29 protein-coding genes and 1 pseudogene are annotated in these 24082 nt (G+C 61.8%); 15 read left to right on the forward strand and 15 right to left on the reverse strand.

Annotated features, from left to right (window positions below):
• The 4 genes and pseudogenes from EL22_RS11075 to EL22_RS11090 all read right to left on the reverse strand — a co-directional run.
• Positions 1-666 (reverse strand): IS5 family transposase (locus EL22_RS11075; protein WP_050051564.1); only part of this gene is annotated, 666 nt, incomplete at its 3' end.
• Between the two features lie 66 nt (positions 667-732).
• Positions 733-1317 carry a hypothetical protein gene (locus EL22_RS11080; RefSeq protein ID WP_050051565.1) on the reverse strand — a complete coding sequence of 195 codons (585 nt, stop codon included), beginning with the start codon at positions 1315-1317 and terminating at the stop codon, positions 733-735.
• A gap of 86 nt (positions 1318-1403) precedes the next feature.
• Positions 1404-2207 (reverse strand): hypothetical protein, encoded by an 804-nt coding sequence (locus tag EL22_RS11085; protein ID WP_050051566.1) that lies wholly within the window; start codon positions 2205-2207, stop codon positions 1404-1406.
• 210 nt (positions 2208-2417) lie between these two features.
• Positions 2418-3096, reverse strand: a pseudogene (locus tag EL22_RS11090) (IS6 family transposase).
• 714 nt (positions 3097-3810) lie between these two features.
• Here EL22_RS11090 and EL22_RS11095 point away from each other — a divergent pair.
• Positions 3811-5004, forward strand: a complete 1194-nt coding sequence (locus tag EL22_RS11095) for a hypothetical protein (RefSeq protein WP_050051567.1) — start codon at positions 3811-3813, stop codon at positions 5002-5004.
• Between the two features lie 28 nt (positions 5005-5032).
• Positions 5033-5233: a hypothetical protein gene (locus tag EL22_RS11100; RefSeq protein WP_050051568.1), complete on the forward strand. Its 201-nt coding sequence runs from the start codon at positions 5033-5035 to the stop codon at positions 5231-5233.
• 22 nt (positions 5234-5255) lie between these two features.
• Here EL22_RS11100 and EL22_RS11105 read toward each other — a convergent pair whose 3' ends face one another.
• Both EL22_RS11105 and EL22_RS11110 read right to left on the reverse strand, forming a co-directional pair.
• Positions 5256-6218: a class 1 fructose-bisphosphatase gene (locus tag EL22_RS11105; protein ID WP_082146757.1), complete on the reverse strand. Its 963-nt coding sequence runs from the start codon at positions 6216-6218 to the stop codon at positions 5256-5258.
• A complete protein-coding gene (locus EL22_RS11110) occupies positions 6215-7003 on the reverse strand; it encodes a class I fructose-bisphosphate aldolase (RefSeq protein ID WP_050051569.1) in 789 nt (262 codons plus the stop codon). The genes EL22_RS11105 and EL22_RS11110 overlap by 4 nt, the downstream gene beginning before the upstream one ends.
• A 257-nt stretch (positions 7004-7260) precedes the next feature.
• Here EL22_RS11110 and EL22_RS18070 point away from each other — a divergent pair, with 257 nt between their 5' ends.
• Entirely contained in the window at positions 7261-7410 is a 150-nt protein-coding gene (locus EL22_RS18070; protein WP_197075892.1) for a hypothetical protein, read from the forward strand.
• A 120-nt stretch (positions 7411-7530) separates the two neighbouring features.
• Here EL22_RS18070 and EL22_RS11115 read toward each other — a convergent pair whose 3' ends face one another.
• On the reverse strand, positions 7531-7812 hold the full coding sequence (locus tag EL22_RS11115) for a PadR family transcriptional regulator (protein ID WP_050051570.1): 282 nt from the start codon (positions 7810-7812) through the stop codon (positions 7531-7533).
• Positions 7813-7926: 114 nt separating this feature from the next.
• A complete protein-coding gene (locus tag EL22_RS11120) occupies positions 7927-8838 on the reverse strand; it encodes a DUF3267 domain-containing protein (RefSeq protein ID WP_050051571.1) in 912 nt (303 codons plus the stop codon).
• A gap of 134 nt (positions 8839-8972) precedes the next feature.
• On the opposite strand from EL22_RS11120, the gene EL22_RS11125 reads away from it, so the two are divergent.
• Both EL22_RS11125 and EL22_RS11130 read left to right on the forward strand, forming a co-directional pair.
• On the forward strand, positions 8973-9269 hold the full coding sequence (locus tag EL22_RS11125; RefSeq protein ID WP_050051572.1) for a hypothetical protein: 297 nt from the start codon (positions 8973-8975) through the stop codon (positions 9267-9269).
• Between the two features lie 149 nt (positions 9270-9418).
• A complete protein-coding gene (locus EL22_RS11130; protein ID WP_050051573.1) occupies positions 9419-10840 on the forward strand; it encodes a heme o synthase in 1422 nt (473 codons plus the stop codon).
• A 107-nt stretch (positions 10841-10947) separates the two neighbouring features.
• On the opposite strand, the gene EL22_RS11135 is transcribed toward EL22_RS11130, so the two are convergent.
• The 4 genes from EL22_RS11135 to mvaD all read right to left on the reverse strand — a co-directional run bounded on the left by EL22_RS11135 (position 10948) and on the right by mvaD (position 14778).
• Positions 10948-11949, reverse strand: coding sequence for an aldo/keto reductase (locus EL22_RS11135; RefSeq protein WP_050051574.1), 1002 nt, complete (start codon positions 11947-11949; stop codon positions 10948-10950).
• A 112-nt stretch (positions 11950-12061) separates the two neighbouring features.
• Positions 12062-13018, reverse strand: coding sequence for a TIGR03557 family F420-dependent LLM class oxidoreductase (locus EL22_RS11140; RefSeq protein WP_050051575.1), 957 nt, complete (start codon positions 13016-13018; stop codon positions 12062-12064).
• A 97-nt stretch (positions 13019-13115) separates the two neighbouring features.
• On the reverse strand, positions 13116-13655 hold the full coding sequence (locus EL22_RS11145; RefSeq protein ID WP_050051576.1) for a DUF2243 domain-containing protein: 540 nt from the start codon (positions 13653-13655) through the stop codon (positions 13116-13118).
• A gap of 139 nt (positions 13656-13794) precedes the next feature.
• Complete coding sequence (gene mvaD / locus EL22_RS11150) at positions 13795-14778, reverse strand: phosphomevalonate decarboxylase MvaD (protein ID WP_050051577.1); 984 nt, start codon at positions 14776-14778, stop codon at positions 13795-13797.
• A 542-nt stretch (positions 14779-15320) separates the two neighbouring features.
• On the opposite strand from mvaD, the gene EL22_RS11155 reads away from it, so the two are divergent.
• From EL22_RS11155 to EL22_RS11165, 3 genes are all read left to right on the forward strand, one after another.
• Complete coding sequence (locus tag EL22_RS11155) at positions 15321-15602, forward strand: DUF5789 family protein (RefSeq protein ID WP_050051578.1); 282 nt, start codon at positions 15321-15323, stop codon at positions 15600-15602.
• A gap of 6 nt (positions 15603-15608) precedes the next feature.
• Positions 15609-16304 (forward strand): CPBP family intramembrane glutamic endopeptidase, encoded by a 696-nt coding sequence (locus EL22_RS11160; RefSeq protein WP_050051579.1) that lies wholly within the window; start codon positions 15609-15611, stop codon positions 16302-16304.
• Positions 16305-16448: 144 nt separating this feature from the next.
• Complete coding sequence (locus EL22_RS11165) at positions 16449-16886, forward strand: DUF302 domain-containing protein (RefSeq protein WP_050051580.1); 438 nt, start codon at positions 16449-16451, stop codon at positions 16884-16886.
• 79 nt (positions 16887-16965) lie between these two features.
• Here the strand turns inward: EL22_RS11165 and EL22_RS11170 are convergent, their stop codons facing one another.
• Positions 16966-17226, reverse strand: a complete 261-nt coding sequence (locus EL22_RS11170) for a hypothetical protein (RefSeq protein WP_050051581.1) — start codon at positions 17224-17226, stop codon at positions 16966-16968.
• 55 nt (positions 17227-17281) lie between these two features.
• Here EL22_RS11170 and EL22_RS11175 point away from each other — a divergent pair, with 55 nt between their 5' ends.
• Complete coding sequence (locus EL22_RS11175) at positions 17282-18052, forward strand: trans-aconitate 2-methyltransferase (RefSeq protein WP_050051582.1); 771 nt, start codon at positions 17282-17284, stop codon at positions 18050-18052.
• 43 nt (positions 18053-18095) lie between these two features.
• On the opposite strand, the gene nreA is transcribed toward EL22_RS11175, so the two are convergent.
• Complete coding sequence (gene nreA / locus EL22_RS11180) at positions 18096-19451, reverse strand: DNA repair protein NreA (RefSeq protein ID WP_050051583.1); 1356 nt, start codon at positions 19449-19451, stop codon at positions 18096-18098.
• Between the two features lie 101 nt (positions 19452-19552).
• Between nreA and EL22_RS11185 the strand changes: the two genes are divergently transcribed.
• The 3 genes from EL22_RS11185 to EL22_RS11190 all read left to right on the forward strand — a co-directional run bounded on the left by EL22_RS11185 (position 19553) and on the right by EL22_RS11190 (position 21983).
• Complete coding sequence (locus tag EL22_RS11185; protein ID WP_050051584.1) at positions 19553-21406, forward strand: cation:proton antiporter; 1854 nt, start codon at positions 19553-19555, stop codon at positions 21404-21406.
• A 122-nt stretch (positions 21407-21528) separates the two neighbouring features.
• Complete coding sequence (locus EL22_RS16105) at positions 21529-21708, forward strand: HVO_2753 family zinc finger protein (RefSeq protein ID WP_082146759.1); 180 nt, start codon at positions 21529-21531, stop codon at positions 21706-21708.
• 8 nt (positions 21709-21716) lie between these two features.
• Positions 21717-21983 carry an elongation factor 1-beta gene (locus EL22_RS11190; RefSeq protein ID WP_050051585.1) on the forward strand — a complete coding sequence of 89 codons (267 nt, stop codon included), beginning with the start codon at positions 21717-21719 and terminating at the stop codon, positions 21981-21983.
• Positions 21984-22194: 211 nt separating this feature from the next.
• Here the strand turns inward: EL22_RS11190 and EL22_RS11195 are convergent, their stop codons facing one another.
• Positions 22195-22626, reverse strand: a complete 432-nt coding sequence (locus EL22_RS11195; RefSeq protein ID WP_050051586.1) for a hypothetical protein — start codon at positions 22624-22626, stop codon at positions 22195-22197.
• Between the two features lie 126 nt (positions 22627-22752).
• Here EL22_RS11195 and EL22_RS11200 point away from each other — a divergent pair, with 126 nt between their 5' ends.
• From EL22_RS11200 to EL22_RS11210, 3 genes are all read left to right on the forward strand, one after another.
• On the forward strand, positions 22753-23043 hold the full coding sequence (locus EL22_RS11200) for a 50S ribosomal protein L21e (RefSeq protein ID WP_050051587.1): 291 nt from the start codon (positions 22753-22755) through the stop codon (positions 23041-23043).
• Positions 23040-23396: an RNA polymerase Rpb4 family protein gene (locus EL22_RS11205; protein ID WP_050051588.1), complete on the forward strand. Its 357-nt coding sequence runs from the start codon at positions 23040-23042 to the stop codon at positions 23394-23396. Before EL22_RS11200 ends, EL22_RS11205 begins: the two co-directional genes overlap by 4 nt.
• 61 nt (positions 23397-23457) lie before the next feature.
• Positions 23458-24045 (forward strand): DUF655 domain-containing protein, encoded by a 588-nt coding sequence (locus EL22_RS11210; protein ID WP_050051589.1) that lies wholly within the window; start codon positions 23458-23460, stop codon positions 24043-24045.
• The last annotated feature ends 37 nt before the right edge of the window (positions 24046-24082 follow it).

Consider the following 24082-nt stretch of genomic DNA (forward strand, 5'->3'; position numbering starts at 1 on the left):
ACGGGCGTTGTGTGCATGATCGTACGGTGCGAAGATCCGGTGTTTGATCAGCGGGCGAATGTCGAGGTCTCGGAGTCGTTCGCGGAGTTGTTGCTTGTCGTAGCCCTTATCAACGGCCAGAGACCGCAGATCGCCCGCGTTTCGGCGGGCGATCTGCTCGCAGAGATCCGCGTCACTGCCCTCTAACGTCGTCGAGCAGTAAAGATCGAGCACAGATTGCGTTGCTGTATCGACGAGTTTTGTCACTTTGAGCGTTTGAACGCGATAATTCGTTCGGTGGCAGTAATGGCGGCTGGCACGATCTCGTTCATAGAACGTTGCGTCGATTGCAGCGTGTTCAGAAGGATCGTGCAACTGCGCCGACTGGCGCAGTAGCACTCGATAGACGCTCATCTCGATCCGATCAAACGCCTTACACAGGGTGGAAGGTGCGGGGAGATCGGCCGCTTCGAGGCCGATCTCCCCTGTTATTTGCGGCATTTCCTTCAGCAGATCGATCGTCATTCGATAGGAGGTATCGAGGTAAATCCGGAGACAATGCAGCGAAACGAGGGCATAGTCGGCGAATCCGCCGCCACCCTGCGGGGCGGCGGATTCGCCTCGTTCACCCGTAACTCTTTGTGCAATCGAGACACAACGCTCGGTGAAGCGGGAGATTTGCGTCATGGACAACCAAACTTTCCCGCTTCAGTTCCTTCGATTTACTGACCTTCCCCGACGCTGTCTAGTGATTCAACGCAGCCCTCTGATCTTACCGGTTCGAACCGGGCGCTCGGTGTTTTTGATATAGTCAACGCGGTCGGTGGTATCCGTGAATGGGACGCCGAAAACCTCAGCAGTGTCTGTCGAGATGTAATGGAACTCTTTCTCGTCAGGGATGTCGAGGGAGGGCCGGTCACCTCCAGAGAGGTGTTCAACAGTTGCTCGTGTTTCGTCGTCAATCTGATTGACTGGCGGGATTGAAGGCTGGAAACAGATCAGATCGAAGTCAATGACGAGTTCTGTCTTCTGTCCGGGTGCGAGATCGGCATTCTTGGTGATAGTGACTTCCGGGGTACTGATCTCGGTGAGAGAGAAATTGTGAAGATTACTGACGGTCGCACGTTCGATAGTCACGTTGTTTCCGTGCACATCTGATCCGTCGATTTGAGCCCAAGATTCGTGTAAGTTCGTATATGGTTCCACTGCCCCGTCGTCGAATCGAACGCTCAAGTCACCACCCTCCGTCAGCACAACCGCCCCTTGACAGGGGTCATTATCTAAACCAAGATTGAGTTCACACCCTCTCTGGACGAAGAGATCGTCTTTCTCGACCATGTGAAGTGAGTAGTGATTCAGACTGGCTCCACTTAGTACTCAGAGACATCTCTGTTCAATGAGTCACTGCACAACTGTTCCTGCGACTATGCACCTGGGTTATGGAATCCAAATAGATCGTACGCGGCGACAAGGAGTGAAACGGTTGTATTGTACAACTCGATAGCAGTCGGTTGATCAGGGTGAGCGAGTTCTGAAGCCGTTTCTGAGTGAATTATCGTATCACGCTCTTCGACAACTTCGCTAAAATCCTCCCAAAGATCGCCATGGGGCCCATTAGTGAGTCGGGTACCGGTTGCTTGCTCTAAGCCATGCTTTGCGATGGTGATCCGGTTCGGTTCATAGCTGTCCTCGAGGTCCTCAATCCATTCACGTGCGCTATCCTGATCGTGGTCCTCCCAGATCTGATAGATGAACATCTGACGAATCAAGCAGTTATCGACAGCAGATCGAAGGACCGGCAGCGCAGCAAGTGTATTTCCCTGCCTAATTGCCTCCTGTGCTTCTTGGAGGAGGTCAATCCACGGAGGGTTCGTGACGCCGTCTAACTGAGTGGTTGCAGCATAGACAACCTCGAGAGTATCCCCGAACCCAATCGGGAAGCTAGATTCACGATTCTCTTGGAGCGTCGCATTTATCGCAATCTCTGTAGCATCTGTCCTGAGTAGACTAATGAGAACGCTATCACCCAACAGAGACCGATTCTGGGCGCCTGCCGACTCGAATGACAGCCAGTCGTCTTCGTCAACGCCGTCTCTGTGCGCCCCGAGAAGATAGATAGAGTCATACTCGTATCCGGGTTCAAGCGAGTGCATCTTGACGGGGCGATGCTCTCCGGCCTCAACGTGATTGAGATCTCGTTTCTGTGTCCCTCCGAGCGAGAGTGGCATACCAAAATACTCCTTTTCGACCTTGCCATCTCCGTAGAGTGAGCAACTTCACAACCTCGGAGGATGGATTTGATGCGTGACTTTCTTCCACTATCAGCCGCTGTGATTTAGGTCCTACAGATAGCACGTGAATCTATCACTCTATGTTGACCGCTATTTTAAATAAATAATAATTTTTGATATGGCAGATATAGTGTTCAGAGACACTGTCTAGTTAACCTCCTCAGCTGGCGTTCGTCCGTCGAGCGCTTGACTCGGTCGTTGAAAATTATAGTAGTGAACGAACAGCGCAAGCCATTGGCGAACGCTCAGCCGACTGCCCACCCACGAATTGTGAAAGCTGTCGACTCGCATCTTGAGAGTGTGAAACCACTTTTCGATATGGTTTCGGTCGGTGTAGTCGACCCGACCGCTCAATCCTAATCGAGAGAGGGGAAGTCCGGTAACCGAACTGATCGACCAGAAACACCGTGTCTTCACAGTCGTGTTTCTCGGCGACTCCGTGAAGAAATGCAGCCGCTGGATCGGTTCCATGTCGCTTGAACAGCTGCACATCCAGAAGCAACTTTGCGTCGAGGTCTATTGCAGCGTACAACCAAGACCACTCACCATTGATTTTGACAGCGGTCTCGTCAACTGCGACCCGCTTCGGCTTCACCGAAGGCGGGTCAGGAACGCTGTCGGCCAGTCGGTGGACCCACTGGAAGATTGCCTGAAACGACCGATCTACGCCGATCAAGTGTAGAATCGACTCTGTTTCTCTAAGCGATAATCCGGCAGCGTGGAGGCGGACGGCGAACGCTCTGGCGGGAGTCGCCGTCCGCTCCCGCTGCCAACATTCAAGCGTAGCCGTGTCTAAACTCTTTGTGAGCAGGTTTGAGAGTAGCATGAACAACTAGCTCTTCGACCTGCTCATCCTTATCTAGACGGTGCCAAGTGGTTTTATTATTTACCCATGGAGGTAGAATATAACAAATTCGTAAAGTTATTTTTATGATTTAATGTTATCTCTTATATTACTGAATTTTCTCCAGTTCGTGGATCTAACAACCACAGACAAAGAAAAACCATCAATGGTCTCAGGATGTCAAGCCTGCGACCGATATCTTGAAACCGTTTTCCCTTTTGCCGGTTTAATAATTAAAGAAATAAATTCGCGGGGACGAATACGAGACGAGCCCAAACTCCCTGTATTCCCGATACGTTTCGGCTCGTCTCTAAGTCCACGACACGGCAGACGAGGACACGCATCTCGAGTACGTCGTCAGCCGACCGAACGCGGGTACGAGTTCGTCCGGTCGCGAAGACGCCCGAACAGTGGGGGGAATTCGCGTTCGGGAGCGTCGGGAGGGCAGTCCCCGCGGTCACCAACGCAGGGACACGTCCCACTACGGGCAAGCCCGACACTATTCTTCGCGTTAAATTATCCATGTTTTATCTATGGGCCGAGGCGTATCCGCGATGTTCGTCCGCGGACTGGTCGCATGAAGCGGCAGTTGCAGGCAGAAGGTGTATGCCCGTTTTCGTTGTTCGTTTGGACGTACCGTTGCCGCCGCGCTCTTGTCGCCGAGCGAGCGGCCGACATCGCGATCCGTTAGGTTACATGTCGGACAAAGATACTGAGACCGTCGTTCACCGGCTGTCGACGATTCGCGAGCGATTGGACGCCAGAATGGACCGCCGAGAGTTCGTTCGCACGCTCGCAAGCGCCGGGTACGCCGTGGGTATGGCGCAGCTTCTCGGCGTGGACGACTTTCTCGAGACCGACGACGGCGACGTGCCGGTCGTCACCGCGCTGGCTCGAGACCGAACCGACGATCCGTTTTCGCTCGAGAAGCGGACGCGAACCGTTCCAGCCGAGTGGTACGCCGCCGTCGAGAAAGCCTTCGAGGTCAACGAACTCCTCGCGTCGTCGCGGGTGATGGGCTATCTCGGGAGCGCGGTCGTCCCCGGCGACTACCGGAGCGAGACCGCGTCGGTGACCATCGGCGTCACCGGCGACTCCGGCTTTATCCGCGATCTGATCGGTACCGTCTCCGATAGCCTCGGACTCGAGATCGAACGCTTCGAGGACGAGAAGTTCGAGACCTTAGAGGAGTTCAGAGACGGTGCCGACAGATCGATTCGACAGCCTCGCCTCGCTCGGGATGTCGCGAGCGGGATCGCGCCGGGCGGGGTCACCTGCGAAACCGACTCGACCATGGCGACGCTCGGACCTGCGATGTACGACCCCGAATCCGGATCGTCGTTTTTCGTCACCGCAGAACACGCCTTCGACGACGAGGCGACCGTCGTGGGAGAATCGCTCACGTTGCCGACGGAAACGGACGAATCGTTCGATCTCGGAACCGTTCGCTTCGACCACCCGATCGCGGACATCGTCGCTGTCGAACCCAGCGAGCGTCTCGAACCGATCAACCGAATCGACACGTCACCGCCGTCGACTATCACCGGTCAGTACACCCGCTGGGGACTCGCCGACCTGCTCGCCCGCGGCGAGCCGCTCGAGAAGGTCGGCGCGATGACGGGCCACACGACTGGCGAAATTCAGGGCATCGACGCAGTGACCTGTTTCACCGACAACTTCTGTCGCCACGGACAGATCCGCTGGGGCAGCGAGATGGACCTGACCGACGGCGATAGCGGCTCCGTTAGCTATCACCCGGACCCGGAAGATCCCGAAGAGAGCGTCCTCATCGCGGGGTTCAACAACGCCCGAACCTGGTGGCCGGGCCAGAGCTACGTCTGGGGCGTCTCGGCCTATCAGGTGAACGAATCGCTGGGGTATCACTTCTGAGGTCGAACCACTGCTTGGCACGATTACGATGACCACCACACTCACCGAAACGCTGCGGGCCGGAATCCGCCTCCTTGGAGACGCCGTCGTCCTCGGCCTCTGGGTGCTCTTCCTGACGCTTTTGTTTCTCTCGACAGGGTGGCCGATCTGGGCGTTCTACGCGCTGCTATTGGGTGGCGTCGCCGTCTACGTAAGTGTCACCGCGTCGTGGTTCAAATCGGATCCGTAACCAGGGGGAGTCGAAGCGGCGTTCACTCGAGCGTCGACTCGAGGCGGTCGATCAGATCGGCGTTGCCGACGTGGACCGGCGTCCGGTCGTGAAGCGATTCCGGTCGAACCTCGAGCAGGGATCGGCCGCCGTCCGAGGAGCGCCCGCCCGCTTGCTCGAGGATGTAGCCGATCGGAATCCCCTCGAACTGGAGTCTGAGTTTGCCCGCCGAGCGCGACTCGAGGGCCGGGTACGCGAACACGCCCCCGTAGGTCAACACCTGGTTGACGTCGGCGATCATCGCGCCGCCGTAGCGGAGTTTCAGTTCGTCTTCGATCGTCCGTGCGTACTCGCGAAAGTCCGCCGGCCAGTCGGGGACACGCCCGCCGAAGCCGTAGACGACGGGGTCCTCGGGCAGCGTGACGTCGTCGCGGACGACCGTCCGTTCGCCGCCGGTGAGTTCGTACTCGGTGACGCCGCTCTCGTCGGCGACAACCATCGTCGTGATCGGGCCGTAGAGAACGTACCCCGCTGCGACGAGGTCGCTGCCGGCGGCGGGAAGCGCCGCGTCGTAGATCCCAAAAATGGTTCCCATGGCGTTGTTCGACGCCAGGTTCGACGAGCCGTCGAGCGGGTCGACGGCGACCGAAATCGTCCGCTCGGGAGTGTCGCCGTCCGACGCGCTTTCGGATCCGGGCGTCGGCCCGCAGTCGACGCACTCGGCTCGCTCTTCGCTTGCATACTGGCCGACGGCCGCGAGCGATCCGAGCCGATCGGCTAGCAGTTCGTCCGCGTACACGTCGGCTTCGGCCTGGCTCTCCCCGCTCGGGTTCTCACCCGCGGTTTTCCCGCGGCGGCCGACGAGACCCTGTCGAACGTCGACCGCGGTTCGCGCGACCGTCGAGACGACGGCGTCGACCGCCGCCTCGAGTTCGTCCTCGCCCGACCCGCGTCGGGACTCGGACGAATCGGTGCCAGCGCGGACGTCGGGATTCGAGTCGGTCATTCCTCGAGTGCGGCTTCAGCGGTCTCCTCGTCGTAGATGACTTTCTCGAGGGCGTCGAGCAGTTTCGTCGGATCCTCGCGCTGCCAGACGTTCCGCCCGACTGCCAGTCCGGTACAGCCGGCGTCGACGGCCGCTTCGACCGTCGAGAGGAACTCGTAGTCGGACGTCTTCGAGCCCCCGCTCATGACCACGTTCATGTCTCCTGCGGCCCGACAGGCGTGTCGCATGGCCTCGGGACTGCCCGGATACTTCACCTTCGCGATGTCCGCACCGACCTCGAGGGCGATGCGAGTCGCGTAGGAGATGGTGCTCGGTTTGGTGTCGTTTTTCAGGCCCTGTCCGCGCGGGTACGACCACATGACGACCGGCAGGTCGTGGTCGCGGGCGCTCTCTTGTGCGTCTCTGAACTCCTCGAACATCTCCACCTCGTGGTTCGAACCGCTGTAGACGGTGAATCCGACCGCGTCGGCACCGAGCTCGGCGGCGTACTCGACCGAGCAGTTGACCGGCGAGTCGGGTTCGCCCATCCAGAGGTTCGAGGTGCCGTTTAGTTTCAACAGGAGATTAACGTCGTCCTCGTAGCTCGGATAGTATCCCTCTGCGATCCCCTTTTGGACGGCCATCGCGGTCACGGCGTCGTGTGTCGCCGTCTCGAAGACGGTCGCCGGGTCGAGTTTCTCGGGAACGTCTTCGAAGTCGACCGGCCCGTGTTCTAAGCCGTGGTCCATCGCAAGAATGAGTGATTTGCCGTCGCGGACGATCGGAGAATCGTCGATCGGTATCATCTACGTGGTGGTCCAACAGGCCGCTATAAATCTCTGATGGTCCGCTCGGTCGAAATTATTCTATTCTGTAGTAAATCTCGCCTCAAACGGCCGAATACTGCGTTTGGCCATGGTACGCGAACCCGCCACAGTGTCGGCAAAATATGTGGTAAATCATACCTTTGATTCAGTGACTTTCACGGTAGCGTGACAATAACAAACCCCGTCGTGACGATGTACTCGAGTATGCACGGACCAGCCCAGCGCGGTGAGACGGCGTGAGAGACGTTCTAAAAACGGTGTTCTTTCGCCGTTCGAGCGCGACGGTCGTCGAGGAGTGTCGACGCTGTGGGACCACGGTCGGTTCGACCGCGGCGAACTGCCCGGAGTGCGACTGCGAGGAGATCGTCCGCTACACGATCCAGTGACCTCGATTAGCGGCCAGTAATCCAGATAGCGGCCAGTGACGCTATCGTCTCATCAGCCTCGAGACGCATCAGGGCTTCGTCTCGTTCAGTCCCGTCTGTACTGTCTCTTTCAGTACCGTCTCATTCACCCTCGAGACACACCTCGATCCATCGGACGTGTTCCTCGAGGCGGTCTTCGCCGGCCGCAGTCAGCGAGTAGACATCGGCGAGTCCCTCCGTTTTAGTCTCGACCAGTCCCGCCTCGACCATCGCGGACAGGGTTCCGTAGAACGACGAGGGTTCTAGTCGCTCGTCGTAGTGAGACTCGAGGTCGGATTTGAGTTGCTGGCCGCGCCGTTCGCCCTCGGCCGCGAGCAGATAACAGATATCCCGCCGCCGCCCGCTTCGAAGCCACTTCGTCATGGGTCTCATCCGCAGCGAAGGTGCTCTAACGTTACGGTTTCTCGTGTCGATGACAGTCGTGATCGAATCCAGTCTCGCATTTTACAACAGGCGTCGGGGATAGCTCGAGGGAGTTCAGGATCGCAACAGTTCAACACCCCCGACAGTGACCGTCCAGAGGCCGCCGCCGAGGCTCATCGCCGTGAGAATCACCTCGACGCCGATCCGAAGTCTCACCTGCCGAGTTCCGCGGCTGAGCTCGTGGGCGAACAGGAACCAGCGACCGTACGGGTCGCCGACGACCACCGTTCCCGTGCCGAGCGCCAGCGAGAGCAGGACCGTTCCGACCATGCCGATGACGAGCAGGACGAGGGCCCCGACCGCGCCGACGAGAAACGCCGACGCGAGCCGCGAGCGCACGGTCACCCGTCCCTGCGACGCGCTCGAGCCGTAGATCCCCATCCCCCGCCCGTCCGGCGCTCGATCCGGTAGCGGACCGACGCAGACGCTCTCCGGGAAACGAAGGAGGATCGAAGCCATCCAGAGGTCGCCGATCGAACCCGCGGCGTTGGCGGCGAGGGCGACGACGAGCACGGGCGACGGATAGGCGCTCATCACCAGTACGCCGAGCGCCGAGATGCCGACGACGGGGGCGAGCAAGACGGCGAGCATCTGGTCGCGCGTGTAACCGCCGTCGGAATTGGCGTAGGCGTAGGGAACGACGACGTGAGAGAGCCCGAACCCGTACGTCGGCTCCCTTCCGAAGACGCTCATCGCCAGCCCGTGAATCGCTTCGTGGAGCGCGATGACGAGCGCGACGAGCAACCCGAAGCCGCCGAGTAACTCGAGCGTCGTCGGGTGTGTGGAGATCGGGAGCACGATCGGCTCGAGCGGACGCCCTCGGATCCACGCGCGAACGCCCGCGAACAGGTAGCCGAACGCGAAGAAGCCGACCGTCGAGACGACGACCCACTGAGCCGCCACTATCCGCGTCACGCGGAACGTCTCGAGGGTGTGGAGGGAACCGGCTGACTCCTCGGCGCTCACTGCACACTCACGAGGGGCATTCTCCAGTGAAGTGACAAAGCGATGTCGATCCAACGCGGAACCGCTCGACAGATCCGACTCGGACCGGCCGTCGAAACCGATACGCTTCCGTTCGTCGACGCTCGAGAGGGCGTATGACCGACGAGGAACGAACGGCGACCGGCAATGGGATTACGGCGACCTATCGCGAGACCGAAAGCGAGCGGCTCCTCGAGTTCAGTTCCGACGCCGCTGCGGGCGGCCGGGCCACGGCCGCGGTGGCACAGAACCGCGAGGGGTACGCCATGCTGAAGGTTCGACCCACCGCGGCGGGAGACGAACTCGAGCGCTACTACGGCTTCGAGATGGCGCTGGACCACGTGGGAGAGCTGCTCGGCGTCTCACCCCACGAATTGCCGGTTCCGGACGCGGCGGCCGATATGGGGATGTGAGCCCGTCGGTGAAGTCGCTTCGGTCGAACACCCTCGGATCGTCGGCGATCCGGGTGAACATGTTCGTTTGAATCGAGCAGATGGTACGCTCGAATGGCAGAAAGCGGGACGCATAAGTACACAGAGGCGAAGTTCGATGTAACGACACCGTGGCATCCGATTCCTATCCCTGGCCGATCGAGACCCAGCGGCGATTCTCAGCACTGCTAGCCGGGACTGCCCTCGGGATCTATCTGCTCTTGATCATCGGTGCCACGACCTCGATTACGAACGCGGCGACGACCTGCTCGACGTGGCCGCTCTGTAGTGCGCCCGTCGATCCGGTGAGCCAGACGGAACTGGCTATCGTCTGGGGGCACCGACTCACGGCGGCCGTCGTCGGTGTGCTGGCCGCGATCACCGCCGCCGCCGCGGTCGCCGGCGACGCCTCGCGTCGAGTCGCCGCGGTGCTGGTCGTTTCGTTCGTGCTCTATCTGGTTCAGATCGGCGTCGGCGCCGTCACGGCGACCGTCGGCTCCGCGGCGATCCTCCCCGGCCTCCACCTCGGACTCGGGATCGCCATCTTCTCGATCGTCGTCCTGGCGCTCGCCTGGGACCTAGAGCGGACGACGGGCAGCGACGACGACGCGATCGAGTCGCCGCCGGAGCCCGAGCCGATCGACCCCGCCGCGGTACCGGAGCGAACGCTCCCGACGGGTCGGCTCGAGCGCGCCCGCCTGACCGCCTTCGCGTACTTCAAGATGATGAAGCCGCGGCTGATGTGGCTGCTCTGTCTCGTCGCGGCGGCGGGGATGGCACTCGCGGCGGGCCGGGATCTCGAGGTCGGAACCATCGTCGCCACGCTCGGCGGCGGCGTGCTCGCGATCGGCGCGTCGGGGACGTTCAACCACGTGTTAGAGCGCGACATCGACCAGAAGATGTCCCGGACGGCCGATCGCCCGCTCGCGACCGATCTGATCCCGGTCCGGCGAGCGCTGGCGTTCGGCGCGTTCTTGACCGTGGCGTCGATAGGCGTCTTTCTGACGATCAACGCGCTCGCCGCGGCGCTCGGACTGGCTGCGATCCTCTTTTATAGCGTCGTCTACACGCTGCTGTTGAAGCCCAACACGGTTCAGAACACCGTCATTGGCGGCCTTGCGGGCGCGTTACCCGCGCTCATCGGCTGGGCTGCGGTGACCAACGCGGTCGAACTGCCGGCGCTCGCGCTGGCCGGAGTCATCTTCCTCTGGACGCCCGCCCACTTCTACAACCTCGCGCTGGCCTACCGCGACGACTACGCTCGAGGCGGATTCCCGATGATGCCCGTCGTCCGCGGCGAGACCGAGACCCGCAAACACATCATCTACTACATCGCGGCGACGCTGCTGGGAACCATCGGACTGGCCTGGATCACCGACCTCGGCGCGCTGTACGCGGCGACGGTCGCCGTCTTCGGCGGGATCTTCCTCTGGACGGCGGTCAGGCTCCACTTCGAACAGAGCGAGACCGCCGCGTTTCGATCCTTCCACGCGTCGAACGCCTTCCTCGGGGCCGTCCTCGTCGCGGTTCTCGTCGACGCGCTCGCGCTGTAGGCCGGTAGGACCGTTTTAGTTCTCGCGGCTCTCTGGGTAGAGCGCCAGCGTAGTCTTCGGTGGAACAGCCACGATCCCCGACCGACCGAAAGAAACAGTGACGCCGCTTACGACTCCGCCTCGCCGCGAGCGCCGTCGATCCGCTCGAACTGCTCGTCGGAGAGTTCGATATCGACCGCGCTGACGTTCTCCGCGAGTTGGTCGGGCGTTCTCGCGCCGACGATCGGGATGCAGGTGAACTCGCTCTGGTCCATGAGCCAGCGCAGCGACACCTGCGCCGGCGAAGCGTCGACCTCGTCTGCGATGTCTTCGACCGTCTCGAGCACGTCCCAAGCTTGTTCAGTCGCGTAGTACTCGTCGAACATATCGTCGAGGCTGCCCCGAGAGCCGTCGGGGGCGATGACCGAGCCGTCGTTGGCGCGGTCGTATTTGCCGGTGAGGAAGCCGCCACCGAGCGGCGAGTACGGACAGACGGCAAGGTCCTGATCCGCACAGACTTCGAGGTATTCTGCGACGGTGTCGTACTGAGCCGCGTTGACCATCGGCTGAGTCACGTCGAACCGTGAGAGCCCCTCGACGTCGCTGGTCCAGAGCGCCTTGGTGAGTTGCCAGGCGGCCATGCTCGAGGCCCCGAGGTAATTCACCTTCCCCTCGTCGACGAGGTTTGTCAGCGTCTCTAAGGTCTCTTGAATCGGCGTATCCTCGTCCCAGCGGTGAATGTAGTACAGGTCGAGGTAGTCCGTTCCCAGTCGCTCGAGCGTGCCTTCGATCTGGGCGCGGATGTGCTTGCGTCCGAGGCCGGAGTCGTTCGGACCGGGTTCGCCCCAGCCGTCGAACGGGAAGTAGACCTTCGAGGCGATGACGTAGTCCTCGCGCGAGCGGTCCTCGAGCCACTCGCCGATCCACGTTTCGCTCTTTCCGTTCGGATCGCCGTAGACGTTCGCCGTGTCGATGAAGTTGATACCGTGCTCGCTCGCGGCGTCGAGCAGGTCGTGGGCTTCCTCTCGGTCAGTTTCGACGACGCCGCCGGTTTCCCGGCCGAATCGCCACGTTCCGAAACAGAGCCTCGAGACCGTCGTACCCGTGTCGCCGAGTGTCGTATACTCCATGGGCCCGATTCGGCGTCGACCGACAAAACGCATTGGGAAGCGGCGAGGGTGCGTTCGTACGGAGCCAAGCAGACGCAGGATCACGCCTACGAGGAGACGCGCCACCGCGGATTCAGGAGAACGAGGGGAGGACCTCCTCCGCGTAGAACTCGAGGGCCTCGTCCTGTTCGGGGCCGATCTGGTGGACGTAGACGTGATCGTATCCGGCGTCTATCGCCTGCTCGATGCTGTCGATGTGGGCCTGCGGGTCCGGATCGGTGACGGTCGACCCCTCGGCGATGTCCTCGCGCTCGACCATCGTCGCGGCCTGCTGGAAGTGTGCTGGCGTCGGCAGCTCCTGGCCGAGTTCGCCGGGGATGGAGCCGTTCGGCCAGTACTCGTAGGCGGTGTCGACCGCCTCGTCTTCGGTCGCCGCGTAACAGCAGTGAAGCTGGGCGTACTTCGGCCCCTCGCCGCCAGCGTCCTCGTAGGCGTCGACGACCGCCTCTCGCGGCCCGGACGTCCAGAGGCCGTCTCCGTCCTCCCCGGCGAACTTCGCCGTTTCCGGCCCGAACGCGGAAACGACGATCTCGGGAATTTCGTCCGGGATCGTGTACAGCCGAGCGTTCTCCGCGGTGAAGTATTCGCCGTGGTGGCTCGTATTCCCGCCCGCCCAGAGCGCCCGCATGAGCGCCATGGCCTCGGCGAGCATCTCGAGGCGAACGTCGTGTTCCGGCCACTTCTCGCCGGTGACGTGTTCGTTCAAGTTCTCGCCCGTTCCGACGCCGAAGGTGAACCGGCCGTCGGCCATGACCTGTGTCGTCGCGACCGCGTGGGCGACGTTGACCGGGTGAATCCTGATGATCGGACACGTGACGCCGACGCCGAACTCGATTTCGTCCGTCTGGCTCGCCAGCGACCCCAACACCGACCAGACGAACGGCGATTCGCCCTGCGCGGAGATCCAGGGGTGGAAGTGATCGGAGATGGAGAGAAAGTCGAAACCGATCTCCTCGGCGTGAACGGCGTAGTCGACGAGTTCGTTCGGGCCGTGTTCCTCGCTCGAGAGCGTGAATCCGAGTTCGACCATTGAGTCCCAGTAGGACGAACGCGGGGCTGATGGTTGGCCCTGCGACCGAAAGGTCGCCGAGGGATCGGGCGAGTTCTCCCTGGTCTCCTACAGCACGCTATTCTCCCTGTCCGGCCTCCGCCGGCGTGCGCTCGAGCGATTGCACTCCGGTCCCGCGACGGACGACGGCGTAGCCCACGACGATGAACAGCCCGCCCCAGAGCAGAAATCCGAGATCCCAGAGGAGCACGCTTCCGGGACCGGCCGGCCAGACGTGGTGAATCCCGAGGAGGTGGTGGTTGACGAGCCCCTCGATCACGTTGAACAGCCCCCAGCCGAGAATCACCGATCCGAACAGTGCCCGGCCCGATTTGGGGACGCCGGGTCGGCCCCACGCTCGCCACAGCAGGACGATCCCGAGTACGGTGAAGACGTACGTTCCGACGTGGAAGAACCCGTCGGCCATCACGTTCAACTCGAGGTTCCCCGCGACGGCCGGGTTAGCGTGCGAGGAGACCATGTGGTGCCACTGGAGGATCTGATGGATGACGATGCCGTCGAAAAATCCGCCGAGACCCAGTCCGAGGACCGCGCCGGCCGTGACGAGCGGTTTCACTCGTTCTGGAAGTCCCATCCACGCTCCTGCCTGATCGCTCATGGTCCGAGTACGGGAAGCGCGAGGATAGCGATGCTGCCAGTATATTCTCGGTACCCTCGAGATTCGCTCAGTGTGGAGATTCTCAGTGCCGTCTCGCAGCCTCGAGACCTGTCCAGCGGTGAGGGCCGACGCTCAAGGGTTAGAACAACTGTTCGTCGGCGCCGAGGATCTTCGCGGGGCCGCCGACGCCCCAGACCATCGTCTCGACGCCGCAGTCTGCGATTTCCGATTCGACGCGGTCGACGTGTTCTTCGGTCGTGTTGACGTAGACGCTCGCGCCGGTATCGGTCGAGAAGTAGACCGGAACGCCTTCTTCCTCGCGGAGCGCCCGAACGCGGTTGAAGATCTCGAGCGTCGCCGGTTGCCAGTAGACCCAGCCCGAGGGGCCGGTCATCGTCGTCGCGGCCAGTGACAGCGAGTCGTGTTCGGCCAGTTCGAACGCGGCGTCGAAGTCGTCGTTTCGGAGCGCGTCGCGCATCTCTGCGATCTGGGCGTGGATGTGCGCGTTACGCGCCTGAAACATGTGACTGTCGGCGGCCTCGTCGTGGGCGTCTTCGGTTTCTTTGTGGTAGGGCACGAGGCCGACGACCGTCCTGAGTTCGTCTTCGAGTCCCGTCTCGATGCGCCGGGATCGACAGTCCTCGTCGTTCAACCCGGTATAGAGCTGCGAAAACGCGCCGGTGACGGCTCGAGCGGCCGAGGCCGAACCGACGCGGGCGATTGTCGATATCTCCTCTCGATCCGCGTCGATGCCGGCGGCTTCCGAAAGCGCCATCGCCGCGGCGGCGAATCCAGACGAAGACGATCCCAGACCCACGTTCGTCTGAAAGTCGTTCTCGCTCACCAATCGCACCGGCTGTTCGGCGTGGTCCGAGTCGGCTTTCTCGCGAACCTTCTCGAGAACTGCGTCGACGCGCTCGGCGGCACGCCCCTCGAGTTCCTCGCCGTCGACGACGAAGGTGTCCTCGTCGTACTCCGCCGAAAACTCGGCCGTCGTCTTGGTGTGACTCGGCGCGGTACAGACGCTGATGCTGTCGTGGTACGGAAGCCGCTCGATGTCGTTGCGCATCCCGTGGTATTTGACCAGCCCCTGAATCGGGTGTGCCAAAGCCGTGGCTTTCATACCCAGACTGGCGAGTACCGGCCGCTTAAAGGTCACGGGATGGTGCGGATGTGGCCCCCCAACGGCCCCAGATTTCGTTCAAGTCGAGTGAGTTGATCTCGGTCATCTTGCTAGGCACTCGAGGAGGTACTACGAAAAATTCTCACTAGTTATAACCTTAACAACTAGTATTATGTTAGGTTATGTATTAGCGAGAACATGTATGCAATCGATACGACTGGCAACCCAATGGATCCCAGCAGAACCACAGACAACGGTTGATGGATTCGACCAATCGAGTAAAATGATACGTCAGACAATTCTCGAAATTCTGGGTGAACTGATCGTCCCGATCGATCACTCGTGTTGGGCGCTCGTCGGACTCGAGTCGGACTCGCTTCTCACCCGAGACGGATTCACGTCCTGTTCGAAGACGAGACTCATTGCTCACGGACCGCCCGATACGTGCTCGAGTGCGCTCGTCGCCGTATGCGGTTCGCACAGACCACTCGAACACCGATCGAAGCGAAAGCTTGAATCGACGCCCTTGCCAAGTCCCACGCATGAGCGACGAGGAGGAGGAACCAGCGGTGACACTCGGCGAACGAACGGCGGTCGACGGAGCCCCCCTCGCCCGCGTGAGTTCTCGGCTCACCTGGCCCAAAGAAAAGAGCGAGGTCGACCGTCTCGAGGGCGACAGCGTCGTTCGGACACCGGACGGTCCGCAGGAACTCTCCGAGATACTCGCCGACGTGGACGAGACGTACTTCGAGCGCTACCAGGAGTTCGAAACGCACGTCAGGGACGTCATCGGGACCGGCCCCGTCGAGACGGCGGACGAGTAACTACCCGTGGCGACCGAAGACGCGACTACCGGCGGCTGGGTTCGCGATCAGTTCGACCGCCTCTCGTGGGTCCAGAAGTCGCTGTTGCTCGGCGCGATACTGACAGTCGTCTGGATGCGGGTCGTCCCCCCGGAGTTAGACGAGCGCGCCGTGGTCGATAGCGTCCTGTTGATCGGCGGCCCGCTCGCGCTGGGGTTGACCCACGGCCGGCGCATCGGCTGGACCGTCGACCGAACGGCGATCCGAAACGCGGTCGCGCTTTCGCTTTTCGTCCTGCCGTTTTACCTCGTGGGGTCGACCCTTCCGACGATCCGGAGCTTCTACCCAATGTGGGAGACGTCGGCCGCCCTCGGAGAGTTCGTTCCGCACGCGATCAAGCTTTTCACGCTCGCGCTTGCCGCGGAAACGTACTATCGGGGGTTACTCTGTGTCGGAGTGAAAGAACTCGGATACAAGGCAATTTTCATCAGCCCGATCGTCTACATGATTCACCATTCCTCGAAGCCGCCGATCGAATTCTTGCTCTCCGGGCCGACCGACGTCCTCTTCGGCGCGGTCGACTACAATTCGGGCTCGATCCTCCCGTCGGTCATCGCCCACGGCGTCGGCCTCGTCTTCCTCGACTGGCTGGTGTTACACGAGCCGCTTTTCGATCCGGCGCCGTTCCTCGAGGCCATTCGCTGGCTCCCCGTTCCGCTGTGAGCGATTCGAAGTCGTCTCCCGGTCGAGTGCCGTTGCCATCGAACGGATCTGATCTCGAACGAGGGGTCGGTTCAGTACGGCGTTCGATTCGAGACGGCGTTCGATTCGGCACGGTTTTTCAGGCTCGAACGCGAACTACCGTCCATGGCGCTTCCAATCGATCCGACCGCTATCGATCCCGAAGACTACGGCGAACACAAGGCAGTCCTCGAGATGGATCACGAGGAAGCCATCGAGCACACGCGCGAGGTCTTCGAGGCGGAGGGGTTCGGCGTCCCGGCCGAGTTCTCGCCGTCGGACTTGCTCAACGAGAAAGTCGATGCCGACCGGGACCCCTACTACGTCCTCGGTGCCTGTAACCCAGCGGTCGCCGATCGAGTCCTCGACGTGACCGAGCAGATGGGAGGGCTCTTTCCCTGCAACGTCGTCATCTGGCAGGAGTCGCCGGGACGACAGGTCGTCTACCACGTCTCGATCATGAAGATCGCGCGCCTGCTCGGCATCGCTCCCGACGACGAGAACTGGCAGGAGATCGTCGACGAAACGGGAGAGATGGTCGATACCGCGTATTCGAACCTCTAGGTCGCGCTCTTTTCGAACTCGCGCTCTTTTCGAACCCGTTGGCTCCCGACCGCGCGGAGCGACTGTGGTCGACCGAGAATTACGACTCGCTCGAGTCGTCCTCGCCGTCAGAAGAAGTGTCTGTGCCAGCAACTGCGCTCGACTCCTCGGCGGACACGTTCGAGCCCTCGGAGAGGCCCGCCTCCTCCTCAAGTTCTTCGATGTAGCGCTCGCCGTCGTACTGGACGTAGCCCGTATAGAGCATGATGAGTCCGAACAGGATCAACGGGACGCCGAACAACAGAAACAGCGCCGCGAGTGCGGTGAATAAGTCGGGCGGAAGGGCTCCCTGTGCGATCATACCCTCGTTCTGTGTCGGATCAGCTATATGGGTTCCGTTCGTTGACAGCGCCAGAATGAAACCGCATCGAGACGGAGACCAGTGGGACGCGGACGCCTACGACGATTCGCACTCGTTCGTCCCCGAGTACGGCGAAAACTTACTCGAGTGGCTCGATCCCGAGCCGGACGACCGGGTACTCGACGTCGGCTGCGGAACTGGGCAGCTAACGGCCAAGATCGCCGCTCGAGGAGCCGATGTCGTCGGGATCGATCACTCCGAGGCGATGATCGAGCGAGCGCGGTCGTCGCATTCGAACTGTTCGTTCGTCCGTGCGGATGCGACCGAGTTCGATCCCGACGAGCCGTTCGATGCCGTCTTCTCGAACGCGGCGTTACACTGGATTAGCGAGCAAGACGCCGTCCTCGAGTCGATTCGAAACGCGCTTCGTCCAGGCGGTCGGTTCGTCGCTGAACTCGGGGGCGCTAACAACGTCCGGCTGATCACTGACGCGCTCGAGACCGAACTGCGAGCACGAGGCTACGAGACCGCGAACCCGTGGTACTTCCCGTCGATCGGCGAGTACGCGCCGCGACTCGAGGCCCACGGCTTCGAGGTGCGCTCGGCGAGGTTGTTCGACCGACCGACGGAATTCGAGAACGGTGATGACGGCCTCACGAACTGGCTCGAGATGTTTGGCGAGGAGTTTTTCGAATCGGTTCCGGCCGACGAGCGGGATGCAATCGTCGCCGCGGTCGAAGACGAACTTAGGCCGACGCTGTTCCGGGACGGATCTTGGATCGCGGACTACCGACGGCTCCGGTTTGCCGCGGTCGCGCTCGAATAGAGCATAGCACTCGAGAAGAGGACGCCTGCATGTGCTGCGGGCGCTACGTTCCGCTCGAGAAGGCGTCGAGACTTGACTGCAACCCGGCGGCGAGTTCGGATTTCCTGCGGAGTCGCTGGTAGGAGACGGGCAGTTGCTGTGCGACGTGTGCGACCGCGTCGTGGAACGTTTCGGCCTCGCCGTACTCGCCGGCGATCGATTCGCGGCCGTCGGGGCCGTTCGCGTCGGCGCTACCGGGTGCGCCCTCGAAGGCGTTCCTGACGCTCTCGCGAACCTGCCAGACGCCGACGGGTGCCCAGTAGTCGTCGCTGACCTCGCGTAACACGAGACACTTGGCCTGTCTGCCGATCGACTCGAGGTGCTCGAGCACGCCGAGCCTGGCGGCGTAGTAGGCGCCCGCGGTCTCCTCGACGTAGCTGGTTCGGCCCTCGTAGCCCTCGCTCGCGCTCGCCATCCAGACCGCGTCGTGGGGGTCGGGGTTCCAGATGCTGCCGGGGGCTTTCATCTCGACGAGTTCGAACTCCCACCGGCCGGGCGCGAGGACGATCCAGTAGCGATTGCCCATGTACTCGTTGGCCCAGACCTGCACCTCATTGATGCTCGGGTTCGTTCGGATCCCCCCGCGGACGAACTGCCCGACGGTGTCGTCGACGGCGGTGATCGACCACCGCGTCGGCACGAGTCGGCGCTGTTTGGTTTCACCGAGCGCGCCCGCCGAGAGAATCGAGTTGATCTCGTAGACGTCGAACCCGCGACGATAGAGGTAGGTCATCGCGCCCTGTGCCTGCCAGTCGTCGTCCTCGAGGGTCTTTTTCACCGCTCGCGGAACGTGGGGGTTCTCCCGTAAGTCCGCGTTTCTGGCGTTCGCCCGTGGTCCCCGCGGCGTCGCCACGTCGGTTCCCGCGTCGAGGCCGAGGTCGGGCGTGTCGTCGAGGCCGATCTCGAGGTCGACCGGCCGGTCCGAGATCGCCACCTCGCGCTGGACGCCGACGAAGCCGTCCCAGACGTCGTCGACCGACGGCGCGAGCCGACTCGCGATACTCGGGGAGTCGACGTTGGCGGACTTGCTCGAGTTCAACAGCCCTGTTCGGCGCTGGAGGACGTCGTCGATGGCGTACCCCTGCTGGTACCACGCCCCGTCGGTGACGTACTCCTCAGCCCTGTCTTCGTCGCCGACTGGCGAGAGCAGCCCGATTGGAATGTCGGGGTAGTTCGATCGCCCGACGAAGATGGAGGGGGCCGTCGACCCAACGAGCGTATCGCCCGACAGCGACTGCTCGAAGTTCCGCTCGAAGTCCTCAAGGTGGTCCGTGATCGCGTAGGACTTTTCCTTCGCGAGCCGCCGTCGCTCGGCCTCCTCGTCGGGCTCTAACTCCTCGATGTAGTCGTCGAGGCGCATTACCGGCTGTAGGGACGGACCGGGTTTGAATGTTGAGTTCGCGATCGAAACTCCGAACACGGTGGTACCATTTAACACGCCGCTCGTGCTCCGCTACGGTAGTGGCAGACGAGATCCTCTTCGTCGCCGTCGGCATCCTCGCGTTCGGCGTCGGAGCGCAGGTTCTCGCCAAGCGGTTGAAGGTTCCGAGCGTGTTGTTTTTGATCGTCATCGGCGTGCTCGCCGGGCCGGAGGGACTCTCTTTCGTGACCCCGGAGACGTTCGGGAACGGACTCTCGGCGATCGTCGGACTCAGCGTCGCCATCATCATCTTCGACGGCGCGTTTCACCTCCGTCGGGAGAAACTCGCGCTGGCACCGAGAGCCATCTTCAGGCTGACGACGGTCGGCGCGCTACTCACGTTCTTCGGAACGGGCGTTGCGGTCAGGTACTTCCTCGGGACTTCCTGGGGCCTCGCGTTCCTGATCGGCGCGCTGCTGGTCGCGACCGGACCGACGGTCATCACGCCGATCCTCGAGGTGATTACCGTCCGCGAACACGTCACCTCCGCACTCGAGGCCGAGGGGATCGTCAACGACGTGACCGCTGCCATCCTCGCGATCGTCATCTTCGAGACCGTCGTCGTGGGGGACTCGCCCGCGCTGGTTCCGCCGGCGTTCCTCCAGCGGCTCGCAGCGGGAATCGGTATCGGCATCGTCGTCGCCGGTGTCGTCCGCTACTTGCTGGTTTCGGTCGATCAACCGGCCGGAAACGCGCCGCAGATCGCCCGGCTCGTGACCGTGACGGGCGCGATCGTCTCCTTCGGACTCGCCGAGTCGGTGTTCCCGGAGACGGGCGTCGCCGCCGCCGCGACCGCCGGCATCGTCCTCGGAAACGTCGACATTCCGCACCGAGCGTCGATCCTCGAGTTCAATCGCGATCTCACGCTGATTGTGCTCTCGTTCGTGTTCATCTCGCTGGCCGCGCTGATCGACTTCGACTCCCTGTTCGGGCTCGGCACCGGCGGGATCGCCGTCGTCGTCGCGGTGACGCTTTTCATCCGTCCGATTCTGGTCGCGTTCTCGACGACCGATCGTCGGTTCAGCCGCGAGGAACGGCTCTTCCTTTCGTTCGTCGGCCCCCGCGGGATCGTCCCCGCGTCGGTCGCGACCCTGTTTGCCCTCGAACTCGAGGCTGCGGGCCAGTTCGAAGCCTCACAGACGCTTGCGGGGACGGTCTTTCTGGTGATCTTCATCACCGTCGTCATCCAGGCGGGCTTCGCTCGCCAGATCGCGGAGTACTTTCAGGTGATACCAATGCGCACGATAATCGTCGGCGGCGGCCGAATCGGTCGAGCCCTCGCCACGCGACTGGAGAAACGTGGTGAAAACGTGGTGCTGGTCGATCGAGACCCCGAGGTCGTTACCCGATTACAGGAAGCGGGATTCGCGGCCGCCGCCGGAAACGGAACCGACGACTCCGCCCTACGAGACGCGGGTATCGACGACGCCAAGATCGTCGTCGCGACGACGGCCGACGACGATACGAACCTGCTGGTCTCACAGCTCGCGCGGACGAAGTTCGATGTCGAAACCGTCGTCGCCCGCGTCAACGACCCCGAGAACGTCGACGCCTTCGAGACCCTCGGCGTGCGCGCGATCGACGTCTCGAGCGCGACGGCGTGGTCGATCGACAACGAGATCGAACGCCCCGCGCTGGCCCACTGGATGACCGAACTGGGCGAGGGCCACGACGCACAGGAGATCACCGTGACGGCGACGGATCTTCCCGGCTCGACGATCGCCGAGCTCGACGCCGAGATCCCCGACGGCTGTATCGTCGCCGTGCTCGCCCGAGAGGGAGAGACCTACGTTCCCAACGCTGATACCATCCTCGAGGAGGGAGATCACGTGACCTTCATCGGTCGCGACGACGCCGTTCGGTCCGCGGTGCGGCGGTTCCATCCGCACGACTGACCGGCGCCGCCGCCCAGTCGAGGACACGGCTACTGGCGGGCCTCGAGACGCCCCGTTTCGGCCGACTCGCCGGCGAGTATCGAAAGACAACCGTTAAAAGCGGCGGGCGGAAAGGTAGCGGTATGAGTTCCACGGATAGACGAGAGACGCGTTCCTGTGTCTCTTGTGGGATCAACATCTCGGGAACGAACGCTGCAGCGTTCAAGTGCCCCGAATGTGGCAACCAGATTTACCGCTGTGCAAAGTGCCGGAAACAGAGCAACCTCTATGAGTGTGACGACTGCGGGTTCACCGGACCATAGGTACGACAATGGGGAAAGTAGCCGCCAAAATCAAGGTTATGCCGAACAGTCCCGAGATCGACCTCGACGCGCTTCAAGAGCGCCTCGAGAGCGCGCTCCCGGAAGGAGCTAAAATCAACGGCACCGAACGCGAGGAGGTCGCGTTCGGTCTCGTCGCCCTGTACGCGACGGTCATCGTCCCCGACGGCGCGGGCGGGACCGAAACCGTCGAGGAGAGCTTCGGCGACGTCGAAGGCGTCGAGAGCATCGGCGTCGAGAACGTCGGTCGAATCTAACGCGGCGGTCGATTTCGAAACGGTAATTCGATTTCTCGAGCGGCGAGTCGTTCCATAACGCCCCTATCCCGAGACAGCTGACTCTATCTTCGACGGTTCGCTCGACCGTACGACGGCTTCGTGTCCCTATTTTGCGACGGCTCTGTCCCGCTAACGGAAAACAACGGGAGCAATCGAACCGGTGATTCGTACGGGGCTCGATCCGCTTCGTTCAGTTGTCGGGTCCTCGAGCGCCAAGGTCAGCCTCGGAGACCATCTGCGCGCCGGTCGGCGAGAGGTCGACCGTGACGTCCTCGGAGACGGCCTTGCTGATCTCGTCTAGATTTCCGGCGAGAACTGTCAGAACGTCCTGCGGATCGATGTAGATCAACATGTTTCCGTCCTGGCCTTCGGTCACGAGTTGCAGGTCGTTCAACGCCACCTGATTGTTCTGGATCGACGCCGCCACGACGGGCAGTGCGGTCGGTTTCCCCTGTTCGTCCTCGCGCACCTTTCGAATGTGGACCGCGTCGAGGTCGATGACGTGCTTGTACTCTTTGATCTGTTCGGCACAGTTGACCATATCGTTGATGACGTCGGTCCGCTTTTCGTTGCCGTGGTCGCCGTCGAGACAGTGCTGGCAGACGCGCAGTTCGATTTGCATGAGTGGTCCTATCGGACCCGGACCGATGAGATTTCCGCTTCGCGAGCGGTGTGAGAGCGGGTATGGTGGTCGTCGCGCGAAGACGTGCGTTTTATAACGGTCACCGCTCAAATCAGTCGTACGACTATGCCGAAATCTAATGGGCCACGCCAAGGAACCCGGAGAAAACTCGCGAACGAGCCACGAGACCGCGGTACGTCGCCGCCACAGCGGGCGATTCAGGACTACGACGACGGACAGAAAGTCCACCTGAAGATCGACCCGAGCGTCCCTGACGGTCGCTTCCACCCGCGGTTCGACGGCCAGACCGGAAACGTCGTCGGGAAACAGGGAAGCGCGTTCAAAGTACAGATCAACGATGGCGGCAAGGACAAGATCGTACTCGTCTCGGCCGCGCACATGAGCGCGCAGGAATGACGATCTTCAAAGAGATCGTCGACGAGGAGTTCCTGACGGTCTCGGACGTGAAGGAACACCTCGCCGATATCGAGGCCGAACGCGCGCTCGAGGAGGACCGAGAGCTTCGCTACGAGCTCGCGCGGACGATCGAACACGTCAACCGATTCGCCGTCCTCGAGCCCGAGGACGCACAGGCGCTGGTCGAAGACTTACAGGACCACGAGAAAGTCGACGAGGAAACCGCCTACAAGATCACGAACCTCCTGCCACAGGACCGAGACGAACTCCGATCGGTCTACGCACAGCAGCGGTACTCGTTGTCGGGGGACGAACTCGACGAGATTCTCAACACCATCGCCCGGTACGCCTGACTCGGGAACTGCGTGATAGCGAGCCGACTCTTTAAGTACGCCGTCACCGTATTGAACCGTAATGAGCGAAGCCGAGCGCGACGAGACGAACGTACGCCGGACGGTTGTGCTTGATTACCTCGCACACGGCCTCTCCGACGACGGCCGCCCGCAGTACGCGAAGTCGCCAGCGGGGTACGCGATGGATATCGAGGACTTCTCCCTCTACGAAGTCGCGTTCGACGAGGACGAACGACTCACGATCGGAAGCGAGGTCGTCGTCGAACCCGCCGAGGAACGTGACATCGTCGTCGACGCACATCAGGTCGAGTACGGCGACCTGTCGTCGGGTGCACAGTCTGAACTCGAGTACGTCGTCCAGGATCTGGTCGCAGACCACGAAGAGCGTTTCGTCGACTTCTATAACGAGGCACAGCCGATCACGCTACGGCTCCACCAGTTGAATCTCCTGCCGGGCATCGGGAAGAAACTCAGAAACGGCATCCTCGACGAACGCAAGCGCAAGCCGTTCGACAGCTTCGAGGAACTGGCGGATCGGGTCTCCGGGTTGCACGATCCAGACGAGATCCTCGTCGAACGGATCATCCAGGAGCTGCGCGACGACGATCTGAAGTACAAGACGTTCGTGGGCCAACGCGATCAGGAGTAGTCCGCCTTTTGCCGCCGAGACGGTGCGTTTACACGCC

Origin of the sequence: Halostagnicola sp. A56, from assembly GCF_000691505.1 — an archaeon.
Lineage (GTDB): Archaea > Halobacteriota > Halobacteria > Halobacteriales > Natrialbaceae > Halostagnicola.

Coding starts and splice junctions, on each gene's coding strand:
- EL22_RS11080 (WP_050051565.1), bottom strand. CDS start 1,317: ATGGTCGAGAAAGACGATCTCTTCGTCCAGAGAGGGTGTGAACTCAAT.
- EL22_RS11085 (WP_050051566.1), bottom strand. CDS start 2,207: ATGCCACTCTCGCTCGGAGGGACACAGAAACGAGATCTCAATCACGTT.
- EL22_RS11095 (WP_050051567.1), top strand. CDS start 3,811: ATGTCGGACAAAGATACTGAGACCGTCGTTCACCGGCTGTCGACGATT.
- EL22_RS11100 (WP_050051568.1), top strand. CDS start 5,033: ATGACCACCACACTCACCGAAACGCTGCGGGCCGGAATCCGCCTCCTT.
- EL22_RS11105 (WP_082146757.1), bottom strand. CDS start 6,218: ATGACCGACTCGAATCCCGACGTCCGCGCTGGCACCGATTCGTCCGAG.
- EL22_RS11110 (WP_050051569.1), bottom strand. CDS start 7,003: ATGATACCGATCGACGATTCTCCGATCGTCCGCGACGGCAAATCACTC.
- EL22_RS11115 (WP_050051570.1), bottom strand. CDS start 7,812: ATGACGAAGTGGCTTCGAAGCGGGCGGCGGCGGGATATCTGTTATCTG.
- EL22_RS11125 (WP_050051572.1), top strand. CDS start 8,973: ATGACCGACGAGGAACGAACGGCGACCGGCAATGGGATTACGGCGACC.
- EL22_RS11135 (WP_050051574.1), bottom strand. CDS start 11,949: ATGGAGTATACGACACTCGGCGACACGGGTACGACGGTCTCGAGGCTC.
- EL22_RS11140 (WP_050051575.1), bottom strand. CDS start 13,018: ATGGTCGAACTCGGATTCACGCTCTCGAGCGAGGAACACGGCCCGAAC.
- EL22_RS11145 (WP_050051576.1), bottom strand. CDS start 13,655: ATGAGCGATCAGGCAGGAGCGTGGATGGGACTTCCAGAACGAGTGAAA.
- mvaD (WP_050051577.1), bottom strand. CDS start 14,778: ATGAAAGCCACGGCTTTGGCACACCCGATTCAGGGGCTGGTCAAATAC.
- EL22_RS11155 (WP_050051578.1), top strand. CDS start 15,321: ATGAGCGACGAGGAGGAGGAACCAGCGGTGACACTCGGCGAACGAACG.
- EL22_RS11165 (WP_050051580.1), top strand. CDS start 16,449: ATGGCGCTTCCAATCGATCCGACCGCTATCGATCCCGAAGACTACGGC.
- EL22_RS11170 (WP_050051581.1), bottom strand. CDS start 17,226: ATGATCGCACAGGGAGCCCTTCCGCCCGACTTATTCACCGCACTCGCG.
- EL22_RS11175 (WP_050051582.1), top strand. CDS start 17,282: ATGAAACCGCATCGAGACGGAGACCAGTGGGACGCGGACGCCTACGAC.
- nreA (WP_050051583.1), bottom strand. CDS start 19,451: ATGCGCCTCGACGACTACATCGAGGAGTTAGAGCCCGACGAGGAGGCC.
- EL22_RS16105 (WP_082146759.1), top strand. CDS start 21,529: ATGAGTTCCACGGATAGACGAGAGACGCGTTCCTGTGTCTCTTGTGGG.
- EL22_RS11190 (WP_050051585.1), top strand. CDS start 21,717: ATGGGGAAAGTAGCCGCCAAAATCAAGGTTATGCCGAACAGTCCCGAG.
- EL22_RS11195 (WP_050051586.1), bottom strand. CDS start 22,626: ATGCAAATCGAACTGCGCGTCTGCCAGCACTGTCTCGACGGCGACCAC.
- EL22_RS11200 (WP_050051587.1), top strand. CDS start 22,753: ATGCCGAAATCTAATGGGCCACGCCAAGGAACCCGGAGAAAACTCGCG.
- EL22_RS11205 (WP_050051588.1), top strand. CDS start 23,040: ATGACGATCTTCAAAGAGATCGTCGACGAGGAGTTCCTGACGGTCTCG.
- EL22_RS11210 (WP_050051589.1), top strand. CDS start 23,458: ATGAGCGAAGCCGAGCGCGACGAGACGAACGTACGCCGGACGGTTGTG.